Below are 25,081 nucleotides of genomic sequence, written 5' to 3' on the forward strand. Positions count from 1 at the left end.
CTGTATGCCGTTACGTGTCCTCAGCTATAATATTCTGAACGGTGGAGAAGACCGCCTGCCACATCTTGCCCACATTATTCGACAGCAACGGCCCAACGTTGTTGCTCTGATAGAGGCCAATAGCCGTCCTCACGCTGAAGCTCTGGCCAGCCAATTGAAGATGCAACTGGTCTTCGGCGAAGCCAATGGAAAAGCTAATGTGGCCTTACTAAGCGAGCGACCTATCATTCATTACGCTAATCATCGCTTGCCGGATCTCGCTAAAACGCTACTGGAAATTACTATCCATTGGGAAGGGGCTCCGCTCACAATTTTTGCAACCCATCTTAAAGCTGGCCAGACGAAGAAATCTGAGCAGAAACGCAGTATCGAAATACAAGTTATTCTGGCCCTTATGCAACAGTTGGGAGGTCGCCCCCATCTGCTGATGGGCGATTTAAATACTGTTTCTCCGGAGGACCCTATAGATCTTCCCGAATATCTGGCCACTCTTCGTGAGCGCGGCGAGAGCTCGCCCGACCCCCAATTCCCACGCCAGGTTACGCCCCTGCTCCTACAGGCCGGCTATACCGATTGCTATCGTAGCCAACATCACATTGCCCCAGGCTACACTACTCACACAATGCACCCGGCGTTGCGCATCGATTATATCTTTGCAACGTCCTCTCTGGCCCGGCGCCTCGCTGCCTGCGATATTGTGACCGGGGTGGAAACCTGCACGGCTTCCGATCATTTTCCTATCTGGGCCGAATTCAGATAAGATGCGCGCCCTGCTCGTGCTTAAAGTCCTGCCAGTCCTTGAGCACAACCGCTTCCAGGGCTGTCGGATAGGATACTCCGTAGGTCTGGGTCAGTTGACGGCCCACGCGAGAAACGGTAGCCCGCTGCTGCTCTATCACCTGATATACTTCTTGCCGATCCCGCATAGGAGCTCCCAGCAGAGCTTGCGCTTGCTCAGTATCGAGCGTCTGCACAGTTCTGATGATATCCGTCAATGAGTGAATGGTCTGTCTATGCATATCGCCATAATCTCGACCCTTTGCCGCTATATACATGAGGCGCAGCAAGATCGCGCGCTCACCCTGGATTCCTTGCAGAGCTAGCAGATCAAGACCACGATAGAGCACTTTGCGATGCTTATGCGTGCTAATCCAGAAGCTTATCAGCAATTGTTGTAGCGTCTCCTGGCTTACCGGGAGCTCTTCTGACCGCTCCTCCGACCTCATATCCGCCAGCCGGCTGGCCAGGGCCGCATCACGACAGCCAAGAATCAAGCGCACTTCTGCAGTTAGCGCATGCTCTGCACTCTGCACAAAGAAATCGACAATCTCACCATTCGCCAGCACCAGATGATGAAGCAGAGCTGCATTGCCAAATACCATGCATTGCTGCCCAAGCACTGGCGCATGGGCAAAGAAGCTTGCAAAATCAGGTGTTTTCCAAGCTGCAAACTGTTCTGGGCTCACAGCCACCCGAAAATCTATATCGCTGTACTTGTCTCCAGTTCCGCACGCCAGACTACCGCCCAGCCAGAGGGCAAGCACATCGGACCTCTGCCAGAGTCGCAAAGCCAATGCGTTGATGGTAGCACGCTGGGGTACATTCGGAATGGCCTGCGAATTCAGATCCTGCATACTTACATAGCTCCTTCTCTTCTTCATAAACACTTCTTTAAATTAAAGAGCAAAATGACCGCTCTGTCAATGAATTCATGATCAATTTCGCGAAGATTTTCAATAAGAGAGTATCTTAAAAGAAGAGGGAGAGAAACACGAAACAGGCTTCAATAGCAGCTTTGAGCTGACTCACCCTTATTAGTATAAGAGAAAGGTTTAGCACATACATATGCAAGATCGCAAAAAATTTATCACAAGGCGGCAGGCTCTGCTAGCCGGGGCCGCTGGCTCGCTGGCAGCTTTTAGCGCCGGAGCCATCTCTTTGCCTGCCCTTCATGCTCATGCGGCGGCAGACCCACAGGCAGAGAGTAGCCTTCCTGTCAAGGAGATCGAAGATATTTTTCAGACGAAAGGGACGCTTGAGCCAGGGGGTGTACTGCTGATCGAACTGGCTCGTAGCGATATTCATGCTACCATCTTTGGCATTTCCATTAAGCCTGATCTCGCTATCGATACAGAGATCACTTTTCAGCCGCTCGATAATAGAGCGATTGTCAAGTACGAGTTTGTCCTCCTTGACGGGGAAGTCAATTCAGTTCTTGATGAGCTGCTCAAGCAAGATTTACAGCCGGCAACTACGGCCATCAATGCACTGCACAACCATTTCCTTGAAATGGACCCACATATCAAATATCTGCACGGCACGGCTATCGGTGACCCGCTTGACCTGGCTCACGCCCTGCATAAGGCCCTCTCTCAGAGCGGGCAACCATTCGCGGCTAGCGTCGCTACTCAGACAGGCTTGCCCAACAAGCAGATCGAGCAGATCATTGGCGGCACAGGCATGATTTCAGACAGTGTGCTCTCAGTAAGCGTTAATAGGAAGGAAACGATAAGAGAGCTGGGCTTTGTACTCCAGCCAGCTATGCAGGTCCAGTCCACATTCAACTTCCAGGCCATCGATAATAATCAGGCGGCAGAGGCTGCCGAATTTATTCTCCTTCCTCAGGAAGTCGATGCAGTCAGCCGCAGCTTACGCAACCATAATCTGAAAGTGACGGCTGTGCATAATCACGAACTGTTCATCCAGCCCACCTTCTATTACTTACATGCCTTTGGGACAGGCTCACCGCTCAGCCTGGCGCAAGCTACTCATGCGGCTTTACAGCACACCAACAGCGCTCTTAAATAGCTCCACTCTCTCCCATCCACAGCTTCATCCCTCCCTCATCGATCATCCTTCTGATCGAGGCGAGAGATGAAGCTCGTCTGGGATCTCGACCCGGCTCGACCCGAGACTCTCCACCCCTGGCAAACGTGATAGCTTTATAAGCCCATTACTTACCATGGCTTCATATTATGAGTTGTTAGCACGCAGTCAAGTGCTTTGTCAGACATCGTGTGACGAATGCATCGCCTGCGACGGCAGCGGAAAAGAGGGAATGGAGTGTCACCGTAAGCCTCAGAGCAAGGGCCGCCATATCCGCTAGGTCGCGGCGCGTCCGCTAGAGCGCAGCGTTCCCTTAACCATCCCATTTGCTTCATGCGTCACGTAAACCCTGACAGGCCACTAGATTGAGTAGTATAAGATGAGCGCACAACAGACGAATAAAAAGCACATACGTCGTTTTGCCCAGGAAATGTTTGGCTACGAGCAGCTTCGCCCTGGCCAGGAAGCTGCCATCCAAGCCTTGCTTGAGGGACACGATACCCTGGCGATCATGCCAACTGGTTCGGGCAAATCGCTGATTTATCAGGCGGCCTCTCAGATGATAGAGGGCCCAACCATCGTTGTCTCTCCGCTTATTGCCTTGCAGCGCGATCAGGTCGAGGCTATTGAGGCTCGCGATCTAGGTCGGGCGGCCTGGCTCAATTCAACTCTGGGAGAGGCTGCTCGACAGGCTGTATTTGAGCTGCTTGCCAGGCATGAGCTAGAATTCCTCTTTCTGGCTCCCGAACAGTTCGACAATGAGGAGACGCTTCAGCAGTTACAAAAGGCCAGGCCAGCTTTGTTTGTCGTCGACGAGGCCCACTGCATCAGCGAGTGGGGGCATGACTTCCGGCCTGATTATCTGCGCCTGGGTGCCGTTAACGACGCTCTGGGCCATCCTCGCATTCTCGCCTTGACCGCGACCGCTGCACTACCGGTGCGCGAAGAGATTATGCAACGACTCAATATGCATGAGCCACGTACGATTGTACAAGGGCTCGATCGTCCCAACATTTGGCTGGGAGTGGAAACGTTCCAGGATGAGGCAGAGAAGCAACGCGCCCTCGTCGAGCACGTTCTCAAGGCGGAGAAACCCGGCATCATCTATACAGCCACCCATAAGCACGCCGAGGAGCTGGCCAAAGCCCTGAACAAGGAATACATCAAGATTAAGGCCTATCATGCTGGCCTGAAGGATAAAGAACGAGAGCAGATCCAGCAGGCTTTCATGCAAAATGAGTTAGAGGTTATTGTAGCTACGATAGCCTTTGGCATGGGCGTGGATAAAGCCGATGTGCGTTTCGTCTACCACTACGATATCAGCGATTCTGTGGATGCCTACTATCAGGAGATTGGGCGCGCCGGACGCGATGGCAAACCGGCCCGCGCTATTCTCTTTTACTATCCGCGCGATCTGGATCTACAACGCTTCTTAGCCAGTAGCGCGCATCTTCACTCAAACGAGGTGCAAAGGATCGTGAGCGCTGTCCAGGCCTACGGCAGACCCGTAGCCCCGAAAGTGCTGCAAAAGGAGTTGAAGCTTGCAGAAAGCAGGATAGCCCAGATTATCACCAGGCTGGCCGCAGAACAGGTTATAGAGCTGCTACCCTCCGGCGAAGTAGCGCCAGGGCAGCAGAGGCAACCCCTTAGAGATGTTGCCAGGGACGTGGTAGAGACGCAGGAAAACCATCGACAACTTGAGCATTCACGAGTTGCGATGATCCAGGGCTATGCCGAGACGCTTGATTGCCGCAGAGGCTACCTGCTCAACTATTTTGGCCAGCCATTTGAAGGACGCTGCGGCAACTGCGACAATTGCCAGGACGGCAACGCACGGGACGAGCAAAACGAGTACCAGCCATTCCCGCTCAATAGCCGAGTTGCTCATCCCGAATGGGGCGAGGGGCAGATCATGCGTTATGAAAACGATAAGATCACGGTTCTCTTCGATAAGGTGGGCTATAAAATGCTCTCGCGCAATATTGTTGCTGAAAAAGACCTGCTCAGGCCGGTTCAAGACACTTAGCCGGTGGCTCATTCAACAGGCTTACAAGAGCAGCTTGCCGCCGTCTACAGTCAGGTAGGCTCCAGTGATAAAGGCTGCCTGGTCGGAGGCCAGATACACAATAGGCGAGGCCACATCCTCAGGCCTACCATTTCTGCGCAACGCGGTTGCCTGGGCCATCTGCTCTCTTACTTCCTGCGGCGTCCCCGCGTTAAGATCGGTGACGATATGACCTGCGCTCACAGCATTTACCCGAATGCCATGTGGACCTAATTCCTCTGCCATATTTTTGATCAGGCTTTCGACACTGGCTTTAGCCACAGAGATGGTCAGGCCGCCACCGCCGGCTACGGGCTGTCGCGCCGTTGTTGAGCTTACAAAGACGATGCTACCTTTGTGTTGTTTGATCATACCTGGCACGATAGCCTGACTTAAATAGTAGGCCGATTGCAGTTGTCCCGTTACAAAAGCTTCTAGAACTTCCCAACGACTCCCAGTGAACGGAGCCAGGATCGCTTGCAGATATTCGCCAGCTGAAAGCGTGGTGCTGTCAGGGGCGGGACTACCGGCAGCGGGCGCATTGAGGATCAATGTATCTATGAGCCCAAAGGCTTTACTGACAGTTTGCACCATGGACTCTACTTGCTCTGCATTCGCAACGTCGGCCTGAACGGCAAGAGCCTGGCCTCCCGCCTCCTTGATAGCTGCAACGACTTGCTGGGCTGCAGCTTCGTTGCGATAATAGTTAACAGCGACCATGGCTCCATAGCGTCCCAGCAAAGTAGCTGTAGCCGCGCCAATGCCACGGCTTCCTCCTGTGACTAAAGCAATCCGATCCTTCATCGGTTGAGAGAGATTCAAGTTTGCTTGTTCTCCAATAGCCATATTGTTATCCTTTCTCGCTGGCATTATAACGAGCCGGCAATTTCTATCCCAGATTATGTGGCCTGCATTTAGCATATGGACCTAAAAGTGAGAGAGATTTTGTCTGACCGGCCCTCACGAAGTGTTGTCCTTTAAAATGAGTATAGTACGCGAGAGGATATCTAGCATTGTCCAGAGTATCAGTTGTGTACCCTGTACCTTTGGACATTGCCCGCCTGAGCAAGCTATTTATCTCTGCATAGGATGAAGATATCTTTATTGCTCGCCAGGCAGCATATCGAGCAATAAAGACAGTAGAAAAGTGAAGCCTCTAGCGAACAAAGCTCTTGCGATGAGTGTGCCCAATATCCCGAAAACCGTAGCGCCGATAAAAGCTAGCAGAGCCTTCAGTAGATGTGACTTCCATGCGCGCCCGAGGATAGAGGGCATGGCACACATCGAGCAAGCTACTCCCAACACCGCGCTGACGCCATTGCGCATCGATGAGCAGCTCCATAATATACGTTGTAATATGGCCATCGCTCCAGGCACGCACAAAGCCAACAACTTCCTCATCCGCAGTAGCGACAAGCGTGGGCCAGGAATTGCTCCAGCCGGCCAGAGCCTCCTCTGGCCTGGCGACTGGCGTTGGCCAGCCCTCGGCCTCAGACAAGCGCTGAATGGCCGAGAAATCACCTTCCTGCCAGGCTCGAATCGCAATTCCCGGCGCGATTTTCAGCCCGACCAGCGCTCGCTGCAGCTCTTCTTCATGTGAGACCGACATTTTTTCCTCCCGAAATTTCGTCGTTGCATTATGCAAGCTCATACTATTAAAGAGTAAAGACATTATCCACAAATGAAGAGCGTTTTTTCTCCTCAGCCTCGCAGATAATCCTTAGCGCATTAAGGCCGCCAGCCTTGCCTCTGTCTCGTCCTGCGCAAAAGGGGTATGGATAACTATTTGCCAATCAGGACGGCTCGGCTCGCACAGAAAGGTGGGTTGCAAGGTCAGATGCCCGACGCGTGGATGCTTGAGTTCGCCAAGACCCTGACAGGTCCAGCTCACCTCATGCTCAGGCCACCAGGCTCTGAACTCAGGACTGGCCCGGAGCAAGTCGGCAATCAGGCTTTGGAACCATTCCTCATCAATATGTTGATCGCTACGTGCGCGCAATAAGGCCATACTCTGCCGCGCCGTACGCTCCCAATGCACAAGTAGCTTGCGTGGAGACGGGTGCATGAAAGCAAACCAGGTGGTATTGCGCTCTCGTTCCGAGAAGCTAGGAAAATCGCCAAAGACTCTGCGCGCGCTTTCATTCCAGGCCACCACATTTAAGCGCCGATCCAGTACTTGCGCCGGATAGGTACTTAAGCCATCGAGAACAGCCCGATATGCGGAGTTTGCGGGCGGCATCTCCTCTTCCGTAGCCCCCACCTGAGTTGTCTCGCGCGCAAGAGCAAAGAGATGGCAGCGCTCCTCTTTAGCGAGTTGCAAAACCTGAGCTAGCCTTTCTAGAAACTGGTCGGAGACATGGATATCTCGACCCTGTTCGAGCCAGGTGTACCAGGAAACGCCCACGCCAACGAGCAGCGCAACCTCTTCCCGTCTCAGCCCGTGCACGCGCCGTCGTGGAAAGGCAGGCAAGCCAAACTGCTCAGGGCTTAAGCGGGCGCGGCGCGTCTTTAAAAAATCGGCCAACTCCAGGCGACGGCGCACCAATCTCTCATCCATTATCTTCTCTCCATCTTTCCCTTGCTCTTGAGGCGAAGCTGTTACTGCCACACCTATGTCTAATACACTCCTGGTTATCATAGAAGGCAGCCTTCATAATAGCACCAGATAGACTCAATGGTCCAACTGCCAACACACTCACCCTTAAAATGTGCTGGTAGGTTTCTATTATGGCAACAAAAAGGATATATCTCATATGCAACATAACAACAATACGTTTGATCAGCTTTCTACCACAAAGGCTGTTTCTCAACGCCCATTACGAGATCGCCTTGGTATGTTAATCGAGGGCTCAGATACAGCGGATGTCGTGGCTAGAATCCGTGAGACAGAGCTGGCCGGCTTACGGCAGATCTGGATGAAAGTTGACGCCGCAGGCGTAGGCATGCCAGATGTTTTGACGCTGCTTGCCGCCGCCGCCTTACGTACTGAGCAGGTTCGCCTGGGAACTGCTATTGTCCCCATCTATCCACGACATCCCCTAATTATGGCACAACAGGCGCTAGCTATACACGATCTAGCTCCTGGACGCTTGCGCTTAGGAATTGGTCCCAGCAATCGCATGGTCATCGAGGATTGGTTAGGCCTGCAATTCTCATCTCCCCTGGCCTACCTCACCGAATATATCCAGGTAATGCGCAAGATTATGGAAGGAGACGCAAACCATCAGGGAAGATTTTTCCAGATGGCCTTTTCTCAGACGCGCCAGTTCTCTGTTCCGCTGCTCGTCTCAGCGCTGGGCAAAAAGGCATTCCAGCTTGCCGGGGAAATTGCAGACGGGGCGATATCATGGATGAGCCCGGCGTCCTATCTTTTGGCATCAGCGCTTCCGGCATTGCAGGCCGGAGCTGAGCAGCGGCGGCGTCCAACCCCACCATTAATTGCTCACGTGCTGGTTGCCCTCCATCCCAACCAGGAAGCGGTACTATCACCAGTGCGCCAACTCGTAGCAGGCTACTCCAGGCTTCCATTTTATGCTCGTATGTTTGCTGAGGCTGGCTTCGCTGGCGCGGTAGATGGCAGGGAGGCGGATCTCAATGCCCTGGCTTCCGCCCTGGTAATCAGCGGCGACGAGGCTACCGTGTACCAACATATTACAGAGCTGCTGGATAGTGGCCTTGATGAATTGATGCTGCAACTCATTCCTATCGTTGACGAGACAAATGAACGCAAACAATTGCACCATCTTCTCGGCTCCCTGCCTGCCTAAGCGCATACGCTAGATTACAGCACAGCGCAACAAGGCCGTCAGGAGGCTGTGAGTTGCTATTAGATCCTGAGCAGCGACATTGAGCATATAATCTCCTCAGTGTCGCTTGCAAACAGAGCCAGGAACATGCTGGACTAAGCATGAACTTGACATCTTTGCCCAAGGACTACTGAATCAAGGCCGCGATACAAAAGGTAATATTTAAGCCAGGCTTTGCCGATATTCTCTATTAGTTATAATTGGATAAAAGGGATCAAGATATGATAACGAGAAAACATAAGATAAAGCGTTACATAGATGGTTTCTTTCCTTGAAATGGACTTCAATATCCCTTTGAGGAGAAGATGCGATGCTTACAGGACAGCTTTTGCTTCAACTGATCGTGATTCTACTCGTAGTTCAGATTTTTGCTTACTTAAGCAAAAAAATTGGTCAGCAAAGGGTTATTGGTGAAATACTGGCAGGCCTGGCCTTGGGACCATCACTGCTCGGGCTTCTCTGGCCGCACCTTGAGCTCCAACTTTTCCCCCTACCACCTTCCTTGCCTGCAAGATTTGCAGGCCAACTTTTTCCAGAACGCTCGACCCTGCAAACCCTTGGTGATATTGGCCTGATCCTCTACATGTTCTCGCTGGGAGTACACCTTGATATCAACTTAATGCTTCGCCAAAGCCGAAACGCAGCGATCATCTCCATAAGCAGTATACTCCTGCCTCTTGTCCTGGGAGGCATCCTTGGGGTTTTTCTCTATCCTTCTCTCAAAGGCTCCTCAGCAACGCTCCTTTCCTTTGTGCTCCTCGTAGGTACCGCCATGTCTATTACAGCCTTCCCTGTCCTGGCTCGGCTCCTGAGCGAAAAGAAAATGCTTGGCATAAAAGTAGGTATGCTTGCCCTGACCAGTGCAGCCGTTGGTGATATTATCGCCTGGTGTCTATTAGCTTATGTCATTGCAGTTGCTCATGCGCACGGAACCCTGTCAGTCCTCTACACGGTCGGGCTGATCATACTTTTCGCAGCAGGCATACTTTTAATGGTGCGGCCAATGCTGGACTATATAGTCCGACGAGTCCAGTTAGAGAGCTTACAGATGGCCATTTGCCTCTTTGTGCTGCTTGGCGCCGCTTATATAACTGATCTGCTTAGCATTCATCCGATCTTTGGCGCTTTTTTAGCTGGCATCATTATGCCGCGTAATGCAGCTTTTACCTCGCACATTCGTAGCCTTGACCGCATCAATACAGTCCTCTTTTTGCCTGTCTATTTCGTCTTCAGCGGTCTGAATACTCAGATCGGACTCCTGCAAGGCTTATCTTCCTGGCTGATCTGCTTACTCATCTTTGCTGCCGCCAGTGTAGGTAAAATCGTTGGCGGAACACTTGCTACACGTATGACCGGCAATTCCTGGCGCGATGCCCTCAGTCTGGGGCTCTTGATGAATACGCGTGGGTTGGTTGAGTTAATTGTTCTCAATATAGGCCTGCAGGAGAAAATACTTTCCCCTACGCTGTTCGCCATGCTCGTAATCATGGCCATTGTCACTACCATGATGGTTTCCCCGCTCTTGCCTCTTCTGGGGCATCGCTCTAGCGCGGATCAAGATGAAGTAGTACAGGAAATGGCCACAGCGGTTGATCTGGAAAGCACCTAAAAAGCTCTATGGTGGTCGCGCTGATTGCCGCTGTTTTCTATCCTGCCCATGCTTGCAGACTAAAATAGGCTTGATGGCCTCTTCTCTTGCTAGCAGCAAGAATAGATGCTATAAATGAAAGCAGCCATCATCAGTTTACGAGGGAGAGACAATAGCATGCCTGGAGAGTACAAGCTAACATGAATACCAGCCTTGAGAATGCCTTCTTTCAATTTCTGGCCTATGCCAGCGCTGAAGCAAAGCAGGCCTTCGACCAATATGTCGGTATGAGTCAGATGCGACGACAGCTATTGTTACTGTTGTCTCAGCAAGGTGAGCTCAGCCACGCCGCATTACAGCAGAAGCTAGCCATCGATGGGGCCACGGTTACTCGCCTGGTCAAGCAGTTTGAAGCCGAGGGAGTACTTAGCCGCCGGCTCGATCCACAGGATAATCGCTATACGCTCGTCTCTTTGACGGACGCCGGCCAGGAGCTAGTATCCCAACTCCAGGAGGCCCATAGTGCATTTCAAACCCGCCTACTAACTGAAACGACTCTCATCTTAGAAAATGATCTGGAGATCGCAGTCAGTGTTCTTGAAAAGCTGCTAGCCAACATACGCAGTATCCAGCAAAGTCGGCAGCCAGAAGAATAGGTAAAGGGCAGAGGCCATCCCGCGCGTCTGGACGTCTCTACCCTCACCTCTGGCTCCTTTTGCCGCCTACTTAGCCTAAAAATGTTCGGCAGCCGCCTCCGCAGGAATGCGTCACGACCTCCGCTTCAGAGCTCCTTGCGTCCCGGATCTCAACACGGACGTCCAGATCAAAAAGCCTTTCCTTTCCCTCTTCCTCTCTCCGTGCTCTCTCCTCATCCCGATTTTCCATACTTGATCTCCTTGCTGATCAGATGAACAACTTTCTTGCCTCAGTGAGCAAACCCTGTCTGCCCTTTCTCTAAGGCTATATTGAAAAGCCTTGAGCCGTTTGCCAGGTCAGCTCCCGTCCATTCTAGAGCAGATTGGCCAATCCAGGCCACGACATTTCCCTGACACTTTCCTGACATATCACCCTAAAAGAGGGCGATATGTTGCTGGAGACGCCAGGAAGCTAATTCAATCTCTGGTAGGGATACCGAGTGCTAACAGGTCGAGACCAGCCGTGACCATAGTAGAGAGACCAGCATGAATCTCCTCGGAAGATTCGCCTTTTAAGCGCCGCCTCGCGTATTCCGCAAAGATCCTCGAATAAAGAGTCAGGATCAGATCCGCAACGAGGCGAGGCACGATATCATCCAATTCTGTACCCATGTCTTCGGCAAGGGCATGGGCCAGATCCTCTTCAATAAACTCAGTCATTTGCCGACCCCGAGCCTGCAGGGCAGGACTTTCCCGAATCACCCTGAGGACCTGCTGCCGCGTAGAATCTTGCTCTGGGGACGGCATCGCTTTTATAGGTTCGAGGCTGCCGAGCAGCAATTGGCGCAGAAAGGTGAGCAATGCTTGGCCTTTCTCACGCTGCCTAACGATTCCGGCCAGGGAAGCCTCCATAGGTTGATTGAGTCCAAAAAAGAGGTCCTCTTTAGTCGGAAAATAATTGTAGACGGTATTTACCGCCACATCAGCCGCTTCAGCTACTTCGGCCACTGTCACCTGCTCAAAGCCACGCTCAATAAAGAGCTCTAAAGCCACTCTTGCGATCTTCTCCCGTGTCTGCTGCTTTTTGCGCTCACGTCGTCCTGGTGTCTGTTTCATAAGCACATTATAGTTCTTTTTGCAGTGGTCTGCAAGATTGGGGTTGACTTCTTTCTGCACATTACATATAATTACATCGACTTAAAAATTTATGTCAATTCAAAAATACATGAAGTGCAGAAAGGAAGCACAATAATGGCAGATGTCTCTGTCCCGGTTTTGATCGTTGGGGCCGGACCAACCGGTCTCTCAACCGCGCTCTTTCTGGCGCAGCAACAGATCACGTATATGCTCATTGAGCAACATCCAGGCACAGCGATCCATCCCCGACCGGTTGGCCTGGGAGCGCGGACGATGGAGATATTTCGGGCGCTAGGGCTGGAAGAGAGCGTCAGGAAAGCCGCCGAACCGCTCAGCAGGAGCCGAGGGGAAATTTTTGTTGAGACCCTTGCCTCCGCCAACATGGCACAAGTCAAACGCCTGAACCTTGATGGGAAAGATCTTGAGACATTCGACCAAATGAAAGAAGTAGAGAAGGCTATCAGTCCGGCCGCAGGCTGTCTGTGTAATCAGGCTGCTCTGGAGCCCGTGTTGTTTGAAGCGGCGCGGGAACGAGGGGGAGATCTGCGCCTTCAGACTGAATTGCTGTCTTTTGAGCAAGATGAGACGGGCGTGACGGCTCTCGTTGTGGATCGCAAGACGGGAGTGCAGCAGCGTATTAGTGCTGACTACCTGGTTGCAGCGGATGGAGCTCATAGCCTTGCACTGCATACCCTTGCAATCCCGACGAAAAGCTTTACGTTGTCAAAGCTCCATACACTCGCGATTGACTTTCGTGCAGACCTGAGCGAGCTGGTACGAGGCCACGAGTTTATACTCTGTACGATAGAGACCCCTGAAGCTCAGGGCCTGCTCATGGCAGTCAATAATAGTGATCGCTGGCTTTTTCAGATGCCCGGATATCTCGAAAATGGAGAGTTGAAGGTCCCATCGCCCAAACGCTGCCAGGAGCTAGTGCGCAAAGCTATCGGGATACCTGATCTCGCGGTAGAAATCATGGGTATTCTCCCCTGGAAGCCGCAGGAGAGGCTGGCTGAGTGCTACCAGGTTGGGCGAGTTTTCCTGGCTGGCGACGCGGCCCATATCATCCTACCCACAGGTGGCGTTGGTGCGAATCTGGGCATCCAGGATGGCCAGAACCTTGCCTGGAAGCTGGCCGCCGTTCTCAAGGGTTACGCTGATTCCACCTTGCTCTCGACCTACGAGACGGAAAGGCGTCATGTGGCAGGCTTTGCTGCCGAGCAGGAAGAGATCACCGACCGAGAAAAAACCACTGATAACGAACTACAGGCTCGCTTCGGATTCTACGCCTCGTCAGCTGTGCTCTCAGATGGAGAAGGAATCACACAAGACTATACGGAGCTGAAAGGGCAGTCCGGCTCACGTGTACCTCACCTGTGGGTAGAATATCAGGGCCGATGCATCTCAACTCTTGATATTACCAGTCGTCATTTCGTCCTGCTAACCGGCTCAGAAGGGAGAGGCTGGCAACAGGCTGCGCAGGGATGTGCTGCTCACTTTGGCATCGAGCTGCCCGCCTATCGTGTTGGTTCTGAAGGAGAGCTTTTAGCAAGCAAGGAGAGCTGGCAACAAGCGACCGGCCTGCCTGATCATGGCATGCTCCTGGTTCGGCCTGACGGCTTTGTGGCGGCTCGTGTGAGCGCCCCTGATGAGGATAAGGGTCGGCAGCTTATGGGAATACTCTCGGCGTTACATTTATGTTCGAGGGTGCACACTTAAAGAAAGGTTGGAGAGCAACAAAGAAAAACATCTCTTGCGAAAAGTTATTCTACTATTATGAGCCAGATCCCTCAGAGAGAAGGAGCTTAATAGAATAATGAGCAGGAAACCAGATATCAGGGAGGAATATAGACAATATATTACTTATCTATGATATACTTATTCAGAGTGTATTTCCAGAAAGGATAAGGGTAAGAGGGATAAACATCAAACTTATCCTCCCCGAGATTTCTGTCCTCTTTCTCTAGCTAAGCTGTGTGACGCTTAAGAAAGAGGTTTTCCGCTACACGTGGGAGTTAGGCTTTATTGTACCGTCTATACAGACGAGAACAGGCCTTCACCAAAGCAGCAGAGGAAGTAAGAGACTTGGCCATGATGAAGAAGCCACTACCAAATGACCACCTGCGTACAGCGCGCAAGGCCATGCACCTCTCCCGCAAGCGCTTAGCTGAGCTGCTCGGTACACAAGAGAGAGCCATCGAACGTTGGGAAAGAGGCGAGAAGCAGCCGTCTCCGCTCTGGCGTGACACGTTATGCAAATTCTTTCAAAGCACGCCTGAGAAACTAGGCCTTCTGGAAGCCCAGCCGCCTTCAATTTACGATCCGATGATCCCTGCCCTTCCCTCTATTCCGCTTATTGGGCGAAACACTGATCTGGCACAGCTCAAAGCCCGATTACTCCCGGGCAACAATGTGGCCCTGACAGCCCTGCATGGTCTACCAGGCATCGGTAAGACGGCAATGGCCATCGCATTGGCCCACGATACAGAATTGCGTGCTCTCTTCCCAGGGGGCATCCTGTGGGCCGGCCTTGGTCCGCAATCCAACATCCCGGCGACCTTAAGCCGTTGGGGAGCGCTGCTAGGGATCGCGTCTTCCGAACGGGAGCAATTACACGATCAAAAAGGCTGGGCTGCAGCTCTCCACCAGATAATTGCCCAACGGCATATCTTTCTGGTCATTGATGATGCCTGGAAGCTTGAAGATGTGCTGGCCCTCAAAGTCGGAGGTCCTAATTGCGCGCACCTGGTCACTACTCGCTTTCCTCCCATTGCCGCATCCATTACCACCGAGCCTCCCTTTGTCATGAAAGTCTTGGGAACACAGGAGAGCATGTTGCTGCTCCAACGCCTGGCCCCCAGCGTCATCAGTGAGGAAGGTGGCGTCCTTGATCTTGTGCAGGCAGTTGGAGGCCTGCCTCTCGCGCTCACTCTCATGGGCAATTATTTGCGCAAACAGGCATTTAGTGGTCAGAAACGTCACATTGCCAGCGCATTGCAACGTTTGAGCAGCGCCAATGAGCGCTTACAAATCACGCAGCCGCGCGACCCCTGGCTGCAGCCTTCTCCTCTTCCCGCTCAGACCTCGCTACATTCGGCCATTGCTGTCTCGGATCAATTTCTGCCACCCCAGGCCCGTACAGCTCTATACGCGCTAGCCGTTTTTCCCTCCAGGCCCCATAGCTTCACAGAGCAGGCGGCCCTGGCGGTAGCATCTACCACGGTTGAGGTGCTCGACCTATTGATTGATGCTGGCCTACTTGAAAGCAGTGGCTCGGGTCGCTACAGCCTCCACCAGACCATCACCGACTACGGACGCCTCCATATCAGCGATAGCTTGCCTTACGAGCGCTTGATCACATTTGTAATCAAATTTCTGGAAATCCACAAAAAAGATTGGGAGCAACTTGAGCGCGAAAGCGATATGATTCTAGTTGCGCTGGAAAAGGCCTATGAGCTGGATAAAAAAGCCGAGCTGATCCTGATGACGCTGGCCTACGCGCCTTTTTTGATGACGCACGGGCTTTATGCACAGGCTGAGTTGCATCTTCGTAGGGCACATGCCTCCGCGATCCAGCAAGGAGACCTGCAAGCCACCATAAGCATGCTCAGGTTCCTTGGCGAGATTGCTCCCCACCAGGGAAATTTAGGCCAGGCTCAGATTCCCTTGCAAGAGGGCCTGAAGCTGGCCCGGCAGCTTGGCAACAAAGCTGAAATGAGCGCTTTGCTCAGCGATCTCGGCTGGGTGGCAGAAAAGCAAGGAAATCTCAGACAGGCAGAAACATACTTGCAAGAGGGTTTGGAGCTCGCCCGCCAGAACGCTGACCGCGAAGGCATTTGTGGCCTTCTTCGAGGTCTTAGCTCAGTTGCTATCTCTAAGGGGGACATCGCCCAGGCCGAGGTATATGCGCAAGAGGGCCTGGAACTGGCCCGGCAGGTCGCAGACCCGGACCATATCTGCTGGCTACTCATTATTCTCGCAGGAGCAATATATGAGCGAGGACGCTTCACACAAGCTGAGAAATACTGCCTGGAAGCTTTAGAGCTCGCACGACGTAGCAGCTATCGTGAGAGGATCTGTCTGCTGCTAGCCAATCTAGGGGAGATTGCAAGCGAGCTGGGAAAACATATCCAGGCTGAGCAATATCTGAGAGAAGGCCTGGAACTTGCGCGCCAGATGCAGCATCCAGAGAGAACCTGCCAGTTACTATGCACTATTGGCATAATAGCTGACAGGCAAGGAAACGGCACTCAAGCCGAAGCCTACTTGCAAGAAGGCCTGAAGCTGGCTTGCCAGATTGGCACTCCCGATGTAATTGCTAATACGTTGTATGAGTATGGAAATCTATGCCTTGCCCAACAGCGTGCAGCAGAAGCAAACAAGCGCTTTCATGAAATGTTGAATAGTATTCCAGAGGGCAATCAACGTCTCAACGCTCTGGCTAAGTATGGCCTGGCCCGCACTGCTCTCTTGCAGGGAGATCTACAGACAGCCCATGATGCGGGCCGGGCCAGCGCGGCTATATTGGCGGCTATCGGCCATCGCCAGGCTCAGGAAGTTCAGCAATGGCTGCAGGCCCTTCCGCAATGAACAGAAAGAGCAACTACTAAAAGTTTGCCTTACATTAGAAAGTGCCGTTAAGCTCAATTCTTGTCGAAGAAGCTCTCCACGATGTGGACAAATTCCGCTGGCTTCTCCCGCTGTGGCCAGTGCCTGCACTCTTGCATTATGGCAAGCTCAGCGCCAGAGATAAGCATCTGAGCGCGCTTTGCACAGGCCAGAGGAACGGCTTGGTCCTGTGCGCCATGAATCAGCAGCGTTAGCGCAGCGATTTCGTGCAGCCTGGTAGTGAAATTACTGCGCAGACCAGACCAGCCAAGCTCCCCTCTCTGCAGCGAGCTAAAGGCTTTTCCAGCCCCAGGCTCACGAGCCACTTGATAGACTTGCTCAACGAGATCAGCGGAAAGGCGGGCTGGATCGTAAATGAGGTTCGCCAGCAGGCTCCAGCGAATCAGTGCCCGACTTCTGCCGATCAGCCAGTAGCTCAACTTGTCGAGGAACGGAAGATGCACATAGACATAAGAGAGCCTATACGCCGCTACTTTGTCCTGAATTCCATATGTATCGACAAGCACTAATTTCTCTACACGCTCAGGAGCAGCAAGCGTCAGGGCGAGCGCAATAGAGCCTCCCAGCGAAAGCCCTACCAGACTAACCTTCTCTAGCTGTAGCATATCCAGCAGTTGCGTCACTATCCGCACATAGAACTCAAGAGTGTAGGAGAGATCAGGCCTGGAACTTTGCCCATAACCAGGCAAATCAAGGGCAAAGATGCGATGCTGGGCCGCCAACGGTCCCAGCACCTCGCCCCAGGAAAGGACCGCCGAGTCCAGACCTCCTCCATGCAACATGAGCACTGGGGAACCGCTGGTTCCTGCCGTGAGGCAGTGAAGGCGTAAGCCATCAATATCTAACCAGATAGCCTGAGAATCAGTGATTGGCATCGGAAAGCCACTCCTTATACAGCTAAGAGCGCACAAAAGCACTGATCAATTGCGCAAGAAACTCCTGCAAAGCCAACTTTCCCTGCCTGGGGTCCCCTGGCTCATCCGGAGAGAGTGAGCGCGCGACCATGCGGGCCAGTTCATCCAGGACTTCTTCAAGGGGCGGAACTTCCTCCGCCGGCAGCAGTTCCCCGATCGAGAATAGCCCCACTGAGATGAGCATAAGCAAATGATTGAGTACCGCATCGGAGACATCAGGGCGAATGAGGCCAGCCGCTTGCAAGCGCTGAACGAGCAGGCGGTTAAGCTCATAGGGAAGAACGTGGCGCGCCGGGTCACGCCGCCGCACATACTCGCCCAACACGTGGCTTTCTTTTGTATAGAGCGCACTCATCAGAGGATGGGCTACCAGGGCACGAAATCCATGCTGATAGATACCAAACAAGGTGCCTCCTTGCGGATCATCCTGCACTCGTTGCAACCAGTCATTGACCACACCAAGCGTCTCGCGAGCAAGCAACGCGCGCAATAATTCTTCTTTACTCTGCCAATAGAGATAGAGCGTGCTTTTAGAGACATTTGCGGCAGCGGCAATATCGCTCATCGTGGTTTTATCATAGCCGTAGTGCAGAATCAGGCGCGTTGCCGTGACAAGGATGCGCTGACCGCGCTCATCAAGCTTTCCCAGGTCTAGCGGTTGTGGCTGATCTTTCATAGCATACTCCAGTACCAATTAAGCATTCCTAGTATCATGGTACATCGCGAAGTCGTTAGTTGTCAAGGCCAGCAAGAGCTATAAAAATCGTCACAAAGGCCGGGCCGAACGCTGTACGAATTGCTCAGCTGCTAGTCGTCCAGCGCTCTGGCTGGAGCTTCACCATAACGCGATCGGGCTGTGAGAGCAAGGCCGCCCATTCTTGTTGCTTTTCGTGGGGAACGTAGCGCCTGACGATCTGCTCAACCAGAGCAGTAAAATCGTGCTCAATAATATGTGCCTTGCCGTAAGCAGCAGCAAAGTCGGCGCCATCGTAGACGATCAACGAGATAGCTGGATCACGTCTGATATTGCGATATGTAGCGCGCGTAGTCAGCGTGCTAAAATAAAAAGCCTCCTCCTGCCATATGCACCAGACAGGAGTAGTCTGCGGCGAGCGTCCAGGGCGATTGATAGCGATAGTAGCGGTCTTGCACTGTCTGAGGAGCTCTTGCGTCTTCTGAGAGATCATTGATTGCATAATCCTTTTCCTTTTTTCCGGGATGCACGGCTAAACTACTTAACCGACAAGGGGCCGATAACACGTTTGCGCTGGCCTATACATCCCTAACTTTCACATTTAACCGCACAGGAACTGCCTTCCGCTACTCTTCAGTAACAAGCGGGCGGAATTTCCCATACACAAGGTCCTGCATGCCAGGATCGTGAGCATTACCAATTAACAACGAAAATCAGAGCCAATAGACAGCTATCAAAAAGCTCTCTCATCTCTGTTTGACTTTTGGCCCAGGCCTGTCATATACTACATCTTATCTTGTTTATCCCCCTGGAGGGATTCTTGTTTTGCGCGTTCGAGAGCGCTTACTTCGTAAGTGCGCTCATTCACCTCTGTTTAAAGGCTGAGGTATTAGATGCTCTTTATGAGAGCAGGAAAATGTAGGGCCACCTTTGGCCAGAAATGTTGAAATGCTTGTAGTGGCATGGAATGTATGATAGGGGAGACAAAGACATGGAACCTGAAGATTTTTTAGAGCCCGAAGTTGTGATTACCGCTGCCGTGACTGCCGCTATCTGTTCGCCGCGCGTCCGTAAAGTTGCCCGGCGCGGCCTTGTCTATGGCATATCAGGGGTATTGCTGGTGGGCGATGCACTTGCCTCTTTTGCCCGCAATGTGGGACAAGGAGTAAAGCAGGCAGAAACAGTAGTGGCAAATGTGAGCAACCAGGCACAGGAGGTAGCCGTTGGAGTTGCGGCATCCGGCGCCTCTCAGAAGAGAAATCAGAAGGGTACAACGGATAAGGGCGTAGCAGAGGGTAAATAATAGAGGTTCGTTCCGCGTGAGCAACCAATGTACCTGAAAGCCCTGCCTGCAACAACGTAAGTTATCCACAAGTGCCATCTCTATGGTTTTCGTAATGTCTAGAAATTTTATGGAAGAGAAGGCCTTATGAACCAGCCCGAAAGAGACCAATCAAGACAAAAAGCGAGCCAGAAAGCAGATGATCCGCCTGTATATATTGGGCAACGCATTGGCTATTTCACTGCCCTTACAGCCCTACGTCTTCAGAAAGCGATCTCTGCTCCTGCCGCAAAAACTAAACGTGTAGAACAGGTAAATAGCCACTCTACCAATAGCAAAGTAAAAGGAACTACAAGAACATCCATGCAAGAGTCAGGCCAGCAAACCAGAGAAAAAGCTGAGGAAATAGTTGATCGTGTAGGGCAGCGTATTAGCCTCTACACAGCCCTCGCCGGCTGGCAACTCCAGCGCACACTAGCGCGCGTGCGCGAAGAAGCAGAGGATCTCTGGGCTGAGGCTCAGCATATTCGTCAGCAAAAAGGGAATCGTCCTTTGTAGGGAGGGCCTTATGAGCCTTGCTATCTCTTCAGAACCACAAGTCCTTCACTCCATTACCGGTCGGCTTCGCGTGCATCTACCCGGCTGGGAAGGGGGCGGAAAGCGTAGTGTGGAATCAGAACTACGACAGTTGCAGGGCGTTCAGCGCGCCCAGGCCAATGCTCTGACGGGAAACGTTCTTATCCTCTTTGATCCAACCCAGACAAGTGAACAGCAGCTTCTGAAGGCGCTGGGCAGGTTTGAGCTGGACCAACCCGATGATACGCTTAATTCGGAGCCTGCCCTCCCACCTGCCATACGAGAGAAGCAGGGGCAGATGATCCGAGCGCGTATCGCTGTGCGAGGCCTGGACCGTGATCCGCATCTGGCGAAGCGCGTGGTAGAACATCTTGAAAGCCGCTATCCCGGGCTGCGCGCAAGAGCGAATATATTGACGGGACGCGTCCTTGTCGAGTTTCATGAGCACCATGCCGAGCTAGAGGATCTGCTTGCTGAGGTGGCAGGTTTAGAACTGCCGGAACTACCAGGAGAGGATCATCCTGCTCATCCTCTCGATCCAGGTCCTTTCCTTCAAGGCGCTACCCGCAGCATTGGAGCCATACTTGGGCTGGGCCTGCTCGCTACACGACGCCTGATTGGTGCGCAAGAGCCTTTACCAGGCGCCGGAGCCGCGCTGCACGTCTCAAGTATGATCGGTATTGTGCAGAGCATTCCCCTGGTACGCTATGGCCTGCGCAAATTGTTAGGGCGTACAGTAGCAGATCTACTCATGAATGTGCCAGCTATTGTTTCGCTTACCCTTGCCGGCAGTCCTCTGGGCCTGGCAGTTGCCGGAACCGAGTCGCTACGCCTGGTCACCGAGGTCTATGCCCGCCAACAAGCGTGGCGCCGTCAAGAGGAACGGGAAACCAGCGCTCCTTCTGCGCAACCTGATACCGTCATTCACCTTGACCAGGGTGAGCGGCTTCCACTCGCAGCCCGTATTCTCAAGGGAACGGGAACAGCATCAGGCCTCGATGGAATGCCGATGCCGGTTACCGAGGGGAGCCTGATCCCGGCAGGTGCTCGACTCTATGGCGGACCTTTCGTCTGCCAGGTAAAACATGAAGCAACATTTCAGGCCTTCACTCCAGAGCCGCGCCCCGCGCCCGTCAGGTCCACTCTCTTTGATCGCTATCAGCAATTTTTGGGACCGATCTCGCTGCTCTATGCCACAGGAGCTGCTCTGTTAACGCGCTCCTTCAGCAGCACATTGACAGCCTTGCTTCTGGTCAATCCCCGTACGGCGCTGATAGGCCAGGATTCGGCCGATCTTAACACAAACGCACGTGTGTTGCGAGCTGGCGCTACCATTGTTGGTACACGCAAAGGACGCGCTATTCGCTTACCACATCTGTTGCTTATGGACAATGCTCGCCTACTTACCAGCGGCCTCGAACTAACGATTGTACTCCCTTTGAACGAAGGGGCTGATGCAGCCGATCTACTCGAACTGGCGGGAAGTATCTCTGCTGCGGCTGGTTCTCCCTGGGGAGGTGTCTTCAAAGGTGCGCGCAAGGTGGAGGCAGCCGAAGGAAACTTTGACGGGACGGTTGCTACCGCGCTTGTGGGGCAGACAAGATATACGCTTGGCCCCAGCGAGGATTGGTGTTCTCTCCCCGAGGCCACGCGCCTACGCCAGAGCGGAAATTATATTCTGGTACTGCGCCGTGATCGGGAACAGCAACCACTCGGCCTGCTCGCGTTGCGGCCAAAGCTAGCCGTTGGTCTGCAAGAATTGGTGCAGACATGCCACCGCTACGGTGTTGAGCTTGCTATACTCGGTAAAGGGGATCAGTTGGCTGTACGCGCCCTGGCACACCGTGCGAACGTAGCTGTGCTAGAGTGCGAGGAGGCTGTGCACATTATCCGTACAAGGCAGCAGGATGGCGCTTTCGTTGCCTTTGTCTCTGACAATGCAAGTGCTGCTCCCGGATTTGCAGCTTGCGATCTGGCTATCGGTTTGAACGAGGGACGTTCCCGCTTGCCAGCGCGCACAGACCTGCTGGCTCCCGACCTGGGCGCCGTGGTGGCAATCATTGAGGCGGCTTCACAACGCGAGGCCACTGTACGAGACTCTATCATTCTGTCCATCGTGTCCAACGCTGTTGGTGCTATCTGGGGCATTCGAGGTATGCCAGGTATAGAGCAGGCGACGCGTGTGGTCTATACGACCGCTCTAGCTTCCCTGGCCGATGGATGGCTGCGCCTGCGCGGAGGTAGGCGTCAAGGGTCGAGCATTGCCCATTTAGTTGATCCCCATCCTGAACGCTGGGGACAACAGGAGCAAGCACAGGTGCTCCAGAGCTTGAATACCTCCGAGGAAGGGCTGAACAGCGAGGAGGCAGCCAGACGTCGTGGGCAGAGTATAACCTCTATAAAGCAGCATTCAGGTTTCTCTGCTTTGTTTGAACAGGTGCGTTCGCCACTGATAGGCATTCTCGCGCTAGGCGCCGGACTCTCTCTCTTTCTTGGCGCAACAGCTGATGTCCTGATTATTGGTGCAACCATCCTTGCCAATGTTGCGGTAGGCGTCTGGCAAGAGTATAGAGCCAATCAAGTTTCGCAGGCTCTACAGAACATGAGAATCTCTACGGCAAATGTGCTGAGAGATCACAAAGCCATGGAGATTCCGGCTGCCGATCTTGTGGTAGGCGATATCCTGCTCTTGCAGTCGGGAGATCGTATTGGCGCTGACGCACGTCTGCTCCGCGCTCACGGCCTGGAAGTCGATGAATCTGCGCTTACAGGAGAATCTTTGCCAATTTCCAAAGATCCAGATGGACCAACCGCAGCCAGCCGCGTTGTCCTGGCCGGCAGCGATGTGACGACTGGCCGTGGACTGGCTGTAGTTACTGCTGTTGCTAGCCAAACGAGAATGGGCGCAACAGCGGCCGCAATGACGACGCGAGAGTCCGAAACCAGTCCCCTTGATACACGCCTTGCGCGGCTCCTCCGCCTGATTATCCCGCTCTCAATAGGTGGAGGAGGGCTAATAATCCTCACCGGTCTATTACGCCGCCTGCCCATAGGGATCTTGCTCTCGACTGGCGCAACTCTTGCCCTTACGGCCCTCCCCGAAGGTTTGCCGATCCTTACCAGGGTGAGCGAGGCGGGCGTCGCAAAGCGTCTGGCCAGTCGCAATGCTGCCGTGCGGCGCCTGTCGGCCATTGAAGCACTGGGGCGTGTTGATGTGGCTTGCACCGATAAGACGGGAACGATGACAGAGGGCCACCTAACTCTTAGTTTGATCGCTGACAGCGAGCAGGAGGTTTCCTTGCCGGGGACGATACCAGAAGCTCTCCGTTCCGTCCTGCTCACAGGAGCGCTTGCCTGCCCTCATCCCGATGCCCCCGATGCGCGCGCCCATCTCACCGATATTGCAATTGTACGGGCCGCCAGCATGGCCGGCCTTAGCGAGCAGATCCAGGTTACTCACGAGGCAGAACTGTCCTTTGATCCCGTGCGCTCATTCCATGCAACAGTAGCACAGGGCCGCCTCTGTATAAAAGGGGCGCCAGAGGCCCTCGTTGCTTACTGCACCGCCATCCGTCGTAATCACGAGATCTTCCCTCTAGACGAAGCTGCCCAGCGAGAATTGCTAGTGCGCGCAACTTCTTTGGCTAAACGTGGCTTACGCGTTCTTATGGTTGCTGAAGGACCTGCTGATGCCGCACTTGATGAGCCGCGTGGGCTGGTCGCCCTCGGCTTTTTAGGCATCAGCGATCCCTTGCGCCCAACGGTGAAAGCTTCAGTACGCCGCTGTCGTGAAGCGGGTGTACGTGTCATGATGATTACAGGCGATCATCCTGCAACCGCACGTGCTATCGGAATAGAGGCCGGTCTCCTGAATGGAAAAGAGGAAGTGCTCACCGCCGCTGATCTGGCCGATCTAGACAATGGTGAACTTGAGCGCCGCCTGGAGCAAGCTGCGGTGATTGCCCGTGCAACACCTCTTGACAAATTGCGCATCATCGAGGGTTTGCAGCGTAGAGGCCATACCATTGCAATGACTGGCGATGGCGTCAATGATGCACCAGCCCTCCGTCTTGCCAATGTCGGAGTAGCAATGGGCCGTGGAGGAACAGAGGTCGCGCGCCAGACCGCTGACGTAGTGTTGACAGATGACAATTTCTCCACTCTCGTCGAAGCTCTGGTTGAAGGTCGAAGCTTCTGGCGCAACATTCGCCGCGCGCTTGGCCTGCTGCTTGGCGGCAATTTAGGTGAACTGGGCCTTGTCGTTGGCGCAAGCTTGCTCGGCCTTTCCTTCCCTCTGACTTCTAGCCAGATTCTGACCATGAATGCAATTACCGATATTCTGCCCGCTACTGCCGTTGCCCTTCAGCAGCCAGAGCATCGTAGTCTGGCAGGGTTGGACCGCGAAGGGGCCAGGGCGCTTGATAAACCCTTGCGCAATGACATTGTGCGGCGGGCGCTCTCAACGGCACTGCCTTCGCTCATCGCATATGGTATCACCCTTGGCTCCGGTACGCTGTCCCAGGCTCGCTCGGTTGCTTTCGCCAGCGTTATTGTCACTCAGTTAGCACAAACTCTTGATGCCGGTCGCACAGAGGGAGGGCTGACCCGGCCAGTGCTTCTGGCCGTGGGAGGATCGCTTGGTGTACTGCTGGCAACTCTGACTGTGCCGCCATTGCGCAATTTCCTCGGTCTTGTTATGCCAACCCTTCCCGGATGGGGGCTTATAGGAGGTGGGATAATCCTTGCTCTGGCTATGAGCCATATCTTCGCCAGGATCGAAAAGGCAACCTCCTCCCAACATTTAGCTGTTCCCGCCCCTCAACCGCTCCTTGCGGCTCTGAGCACAGGAAAATAAAAAGGGCACGCTAAAACAACATCGGGGCAGTAGTAACAGTATGTTCTCTTACATAAACTGCTGCTACTGCCCCTCAATATGTCCCTTAACAATTC

The 25,081-nt window shown here is 53.4% G+C and carries 20 protein-coding genes; 11 read left to right on the forward strand and 9 right to left on the reverse strand.

From position 1 onward, the window contains the following. Window positions 1-4 precede the first annotated feature (4 nt). On the forward strand, window positions 5-760 hold the full coding sequence (locus EPA93_RS02845; protein WP_129885585.1) for an endonuclease/exonuclease/phosphatase family protein: 756 nt from the start codon (window positions 5-7) through the stop codon (window positions 758-760). On the opposite strand, the gene EPA93_RS02850 is transcribed toward EPA93_RS02845, so the two are convergent. Further along, entirely contained in the window at window positions 753-1,634 is an 882-nt protein-coding gene (locus EPA93_RS02850) for a hypothetical protein (protein ID WP_129885586.1), read from the reverse strand. The genes EPA93_RS02845 and EPA93_RS02850 overlap by 8 nt on opposite strands. Window positions 1,635-1,845: 211 nt before the next feature. Here EPA93_RS02850 and EPA93_RS02855 point away from each other — a divergent pair, with 211 nt between their 5' ends. Both EPA93_RS02855 and EPA93_RS02860 read left to right on the forward strand, forming a co-directional pair. Next, on the forward strand, window positions 1,846-2,808 hold the full coding sequence (locus tag EPA93_RS02855; protein ID WP_129885587.1) for a DUF1259 domain-containing protein: 963 nt from the start codon (window positions 1,846-1,848) through the stop codon (window positions 2,806-2,808). 397 nt (window positions 2,809-3,205) lie between these two features. Further along, window positions 3,206-4,852 (forward strand): RecQ family ATP-dependent DNA helicase, encoded by a 1,647-nt coding sequence (locus EPA93_RS02860; RefSeq protein WP_207229430.1) that lies wholly within the window; start codon window positions 3,206-3,208, stop codon window positions 4,850-4,852. Between the two features lie 21 nt (window positions 4,853-4,873). Here the strand turns inward: EPA93_RS02860 and EPA93_RS02865 are convergent, their stop codons facing one another. From EPA93_RS02865 to EPA93_RS02875, 3 genes are all read right to left on the reverse strand, one after another. Further along, window positions 4,874-5,716, reverse strand: coding sequence for an SDR family NAD(P)-dependent oxidoreductase (locus tag EPA93_RS02865; protein WP_129885588.1), 843 nt, complete (start codon window positions 5,714-5,716; stop codon window positions 4,874-4,876). A gap of 310 nt (window positions 5,717-6,026) precedes the next feature. Then, a complete protein-coding gene (locus EPA93_RS02870; protein WP_165422835.1) occupies window positions 6,027-6,479 on the reverse strand; it encodes a GNAT family N-acetyltransferase in 453 nt (150 codons plus the stop codon). 111 nt (window positions 6,480-6,590) lie between these two features. Continuing rightward, window positions 6,591-7,427 (reverse strand): helix-turn-helix transcriptional regulator, encoded by an 837-nt coding sequence (locus tag EPA93_RS02875; RefSeq protein ID WP_129885590.1) that lies wholly within the window; start codon window positions 7,425-7,427, stop codon window positions 6,591-6,593. Between the two features lie 196 nt (window positions 7,428-7,623). Here EPA93_RS02875 and EPA93_RS02880 point away from each other — a divergent pair, with 196 nt between their 5' ends. The 3 genes from EPA93_RS02880 (at window position 7,624) to EPA93_RS02890 (ending at window position 10,920) form a co-directional block, all read left to right on the forward strand. Beyond that, complete coding sequence (locus EPA93_RS02880) at window positions 7,624-8,637, forward strand: LLM class flavin-dependent oxidoreductase (protein ID WP_129885591.1); 1,014 nt, start codon at window positions 7,624-7,626, stop codon at window positions 8,635-8,637. Between the two features lie 349 nt (window positions 8,638-8,986). Next, window positions 8,987-10,285 carry a cation:proton antiporter domain-containing protein gene (locus EPA93_RS02885; RefSeq protein WP_129885592.1) on the forward strand — a complete coding sequence of 433 codons (1,299 nt, stop codon included), beginning with the start codon at window positions 8,987-8,989 and terminating at the stop codon, window positions 10,283-10,285. Window positions 10,286-10,464: 179 nt separating this feature from the next. Then, window positions 10,465-10,920: a MarR family winged helix-turn-helix transcriptional regulator gene (locus EPA93_RS02890; RefSeq protein WP_129885593.1), complete on the forward strand. Its 456-nt coding sequence runs from the start codon at window positions 10,465-10,467 to the stop codon at window positions 10,918-10,920. A 70-nt stretch (window positions 10,921-10,990) separates the two neighbouring features. Here EPA93_RS02890 and EPA93_RS50810 read toward each other — a convergent pair whose 3' ends face one another. Both EPA93_RS50810 and EPA93_RS02895 read right to left on the reverse strand, forming a co-directional pair. Continuing rightward, entirely contained in the window at window positions 10,991-11,149 is a 159-nt protein-coding gene (locus EPA93_RS50810; RefSeq protein WP_207229431.1) for an FDLD family class I lanthipeptide, read from the reverse strand. 227 nt (window positions 11,150-11,376) lie between these two features. Continuing rightward, a complete protein-coding gene (locus tag EPA93_RS02895; RefSeq protein WP_129885594.1) occupies window positions 11,377-12,015 on the reverse strand; it encodes a TetR family transcriptional regulator in 639 nt (212 codons plus the stop codon). A gap of 135 nt (window positions 12,016-12,150) precedes the next feature. On the opposite strand from EPA93_RS02895, the gene EPA93_RS02900 reads away from it, so the two are divergent. Together EPA93_RS02900 and EPA93_RS02905 are read left to right on the forward strand one after the other, a co-directional pair. Next, a complete protein-coding gene (locus tag EPA93_RS02900; protein WP_129885595.1) occupies window positions 12,151-13,755 on the forward strand; it encodes an FAD-dependent oxidoreductase in 1,605 nt (534 codons plus the stop codon). Window positions 13,756-14,127: 372 nt separating this feature from the next. After that, a complete protein-coding gene (locus EPA93_RS02905) occupies window positions 14,128-16,626 on the forward strand; it encodes a tetratricopeptide repeat protein (RefSeq protein WP_129885596.1) in 2,499 nt (832 codons plus the stop codon). A 53-nt stretch (window positions 16,627-16,679) separates the two neighbouring features. On the opposite strand, the gene EPA93_RS02910 is transcribed toward EPA93_RS02905, so the two are convergent. The 3 genes from EPA93_RS02910 to EPA93_RS02920 form a co-directional block, all read right to left on the reverse strand. Further along, window positions 16,680-17,540, reverse strand: a complete 861-nt coding sequence (locus EPA93_RS02910) for an alpha/beta fold hydrolase (protein ID WP_129885597.1) — start codon at window positions 17,538-17,540, stop codon at window positions 16,680-16,682. A gap of 22 nt (window positions 17,541-17,562) precedes the next feature. After that, complete coding sequence (locus EPA93_RS02915) at window positions 17,563-18,255, reverse strand: TetR/AcrR family transcriptional regulator (RefSeq protein ID WP_129885598.1); 693 nt, start codon at window positions 18,253-18,255, stop codon at window positions 17,563-17,565. A 124-nt stretch (window positions 18,256-18,379) separates the two neighbouring features. Next, on the reverse strand, window positions 18,380-18,775 hold the full coding sequence (locus tag EPA93_RS02920) for a pyridoxamine 5'-phosphate oxidase family protein (RefSeq protein WP_129885599.1): 396 nt from the start codon (window positions 18,773-18,775) through the stop codon (window positions 18,380-18,382). A 489-nt stretch (window positions 18,776-19,264) separates the two neighbouring features. Between EPA93_RS02920 and EPA93_RS02925 the strand changes: the two genes are divergently transcribed. From EPA93_RS02925 to EPA93_RS02935, 3 genes are all read left to right on the forward strand, one after another. Next, a complete protein-coding gene (locus EPA93_RS02925) occupies window positions 19,265-19,576 on the forward strand; it encodes a hypothetical protein (protein ID WP_129885600.1) in 312 nt (103 codons plus the stop codon). A gap of 126 nt (window positions 19,577-19,702) precedes the next feature. After that, entirely contained in the window at window positions 19,703-20,113 is a 411-nt protein-coding gene (locus EPA93_RS02930) for a hypothetical protein (protein WP_129885601.1), read from the forward strand. A 10-nt stretch (window positions 20,114-20,123) separates the two neighbouring features. Further along, entirely contained in the window at window positions 20,124-24,986 is a 4,863-nt protein-coding gene (locus tag EPA93_RS02935) for a cation-translocating P-type ATPase (protein ID WP_129885602.1), read from the forward strand. The last annotated feature ends 95 nt before the right edge of the window (window positions 24,987-25,081 follow it).

Origin of the sequence: Ktedonosporobacter rubrisoli (genome assembly GCF_004208415.1) — a bacterium.
Classification (GTDB): domain Bacteria; phylum Chloroflexota; class Ktedonobacteria; order Ktedonobacterales; family Ktedonobacteraceae; genus Ktedonosporobacter; species Ktedonosporobacter rubrisoli.

Coding starts and splice junctions, on each gene's coding strand:
- EPA93_RS02925 (WP_129885600.1), top strand. CDS start 19,265: ATGGAACCTGAAGATTTTTTAGAGCCCGAAGTTGTGATTACCGCTGCC.
- EPA93_RS02875 (WP_129885590.1), bottom strand. CDS start 7,427: ATGGATGAGAGATTGGTGCGCCGTCGCCTGGAGTTGGCCGATTTTTTA.
- EPA93_RS02905 (WP_129885596.1), top strand. CDS start 14,128: ATGATGAAGAAGCCACTACCAAATGACCACCTGCGTACAGCGCGCAAG.
- EPA93_RS02880 (WP_129885591.1), top strand. CDS start 7,624: ATGCAACATAACAACAATACGTTTGATCAGCTTTCTACCACAAAGGCT.
- EPA93_RS02930 (WP_129885601.1), top strand. CDS start 19,703: ATGAACCAGCCCGAAAGAGACCAATCAAGACAAAAAGCGAGCCAGAAA.
- EPA93_RS02910 (WP_129885597.1), bottom strand. CDS start 17,540: ATGCCAATCACTGATTCTCAGGCTATCTGGTTAGATATTGATGGCTTA.
- EPA93_RS02850 (WP_129885586.1), bottom strand. CDS start 1,634: ATGCAGGATCTGAATTCGCAGGCCATTCCGAATGTACCCCAGCGTGCT.
- EPA93_RS02855 (WP_129885587.1), top strand. CDS start 1,846: ATGCAAGATCGCAAAAAATTTATCACAAGGCGGCAGGCTCTGCTAGCC.
- EPA93_RS02935 (WP_129885602.1), top strand. CDS start 20,124: ATGAGCCTTGCTATCTCTTCAGAACCACAAGTCCTTCACTCCATTACC.
- EPA93_RS02915 (WP_129885598.1), bottom strand. CDS start 18,255: ATGAAAGATCAGCCACAACCGCTAGACCTGGGAAAGCTTGATGAGCGC.
- EPA93_RS02890 (WP_129885593.1), top strand. CDS start 10,465: ATGAATACCAGCCTTGAGAATGCCTTCTTTCAATTTCTGGCCTATGCC.
- EPA93_RS02920 (WP_129885599.1), bottom strand. CDS start 18,775: ATGCAATCAATGATCTCTCAGAAGACGCAAGAGCTCCTCAGACAGTGC.
- EPA93_RS50810 (WP_207229431.1), bottom strand. CDS start 11,149: ATGGAAAATCGGGATGAGGAGAGAGCACGGAGAGAGGAAGAGGGAAAG.
- EPA93_RS02845 (WP_129885585.1), top strand. CDS start 5: ATGCCGTTACGTGTCCTCAGCTATAATATTCTGAACGGTGGAGAAGAC.
- EPA93_RS02870 (WP_165422835.1), bottom strand. CDS start 6,479: ATGTCGGTCTCACATGAAGAAGAGCTGCAGCGAGCGCTGGTCGGGCTG.
- EPA93_RS02895 (WP_129885594.1), bottom strand. CDS start 12,015: ATGAAACAGACACCAGGACGACGTGAGCGCAAAAAGCAGCAGACACGG.
- EPA93_RS02885 (WP_129885592.1), top strand. CDS start 8,987: ATGCTTACAGGACAGCTTTTGCTTCAACTGATCGTGATTCTACTCGTA.
- EPA93_RS02865 (WP_129885588.1), bottom strand. CDS start 5,716: ATGGCTATTGGAGAACAAGCAAACTTGAATCTCTCTCAACCGATGAAG.
- EPA93_RS02860 (WP_207229430.1), top strand. CDS start 3,206: ATGAGCGCACAACAGACGAATAAAAAGCACATACGTCGTTTTGCCCAG.
- EPA93_RS02900 (WP_129885595.1), top strand. CDS start 12,151: ATGGCAGATGTCTCTGTCCCGGTTTTGATCGTTGGGGCCGGACCAACC.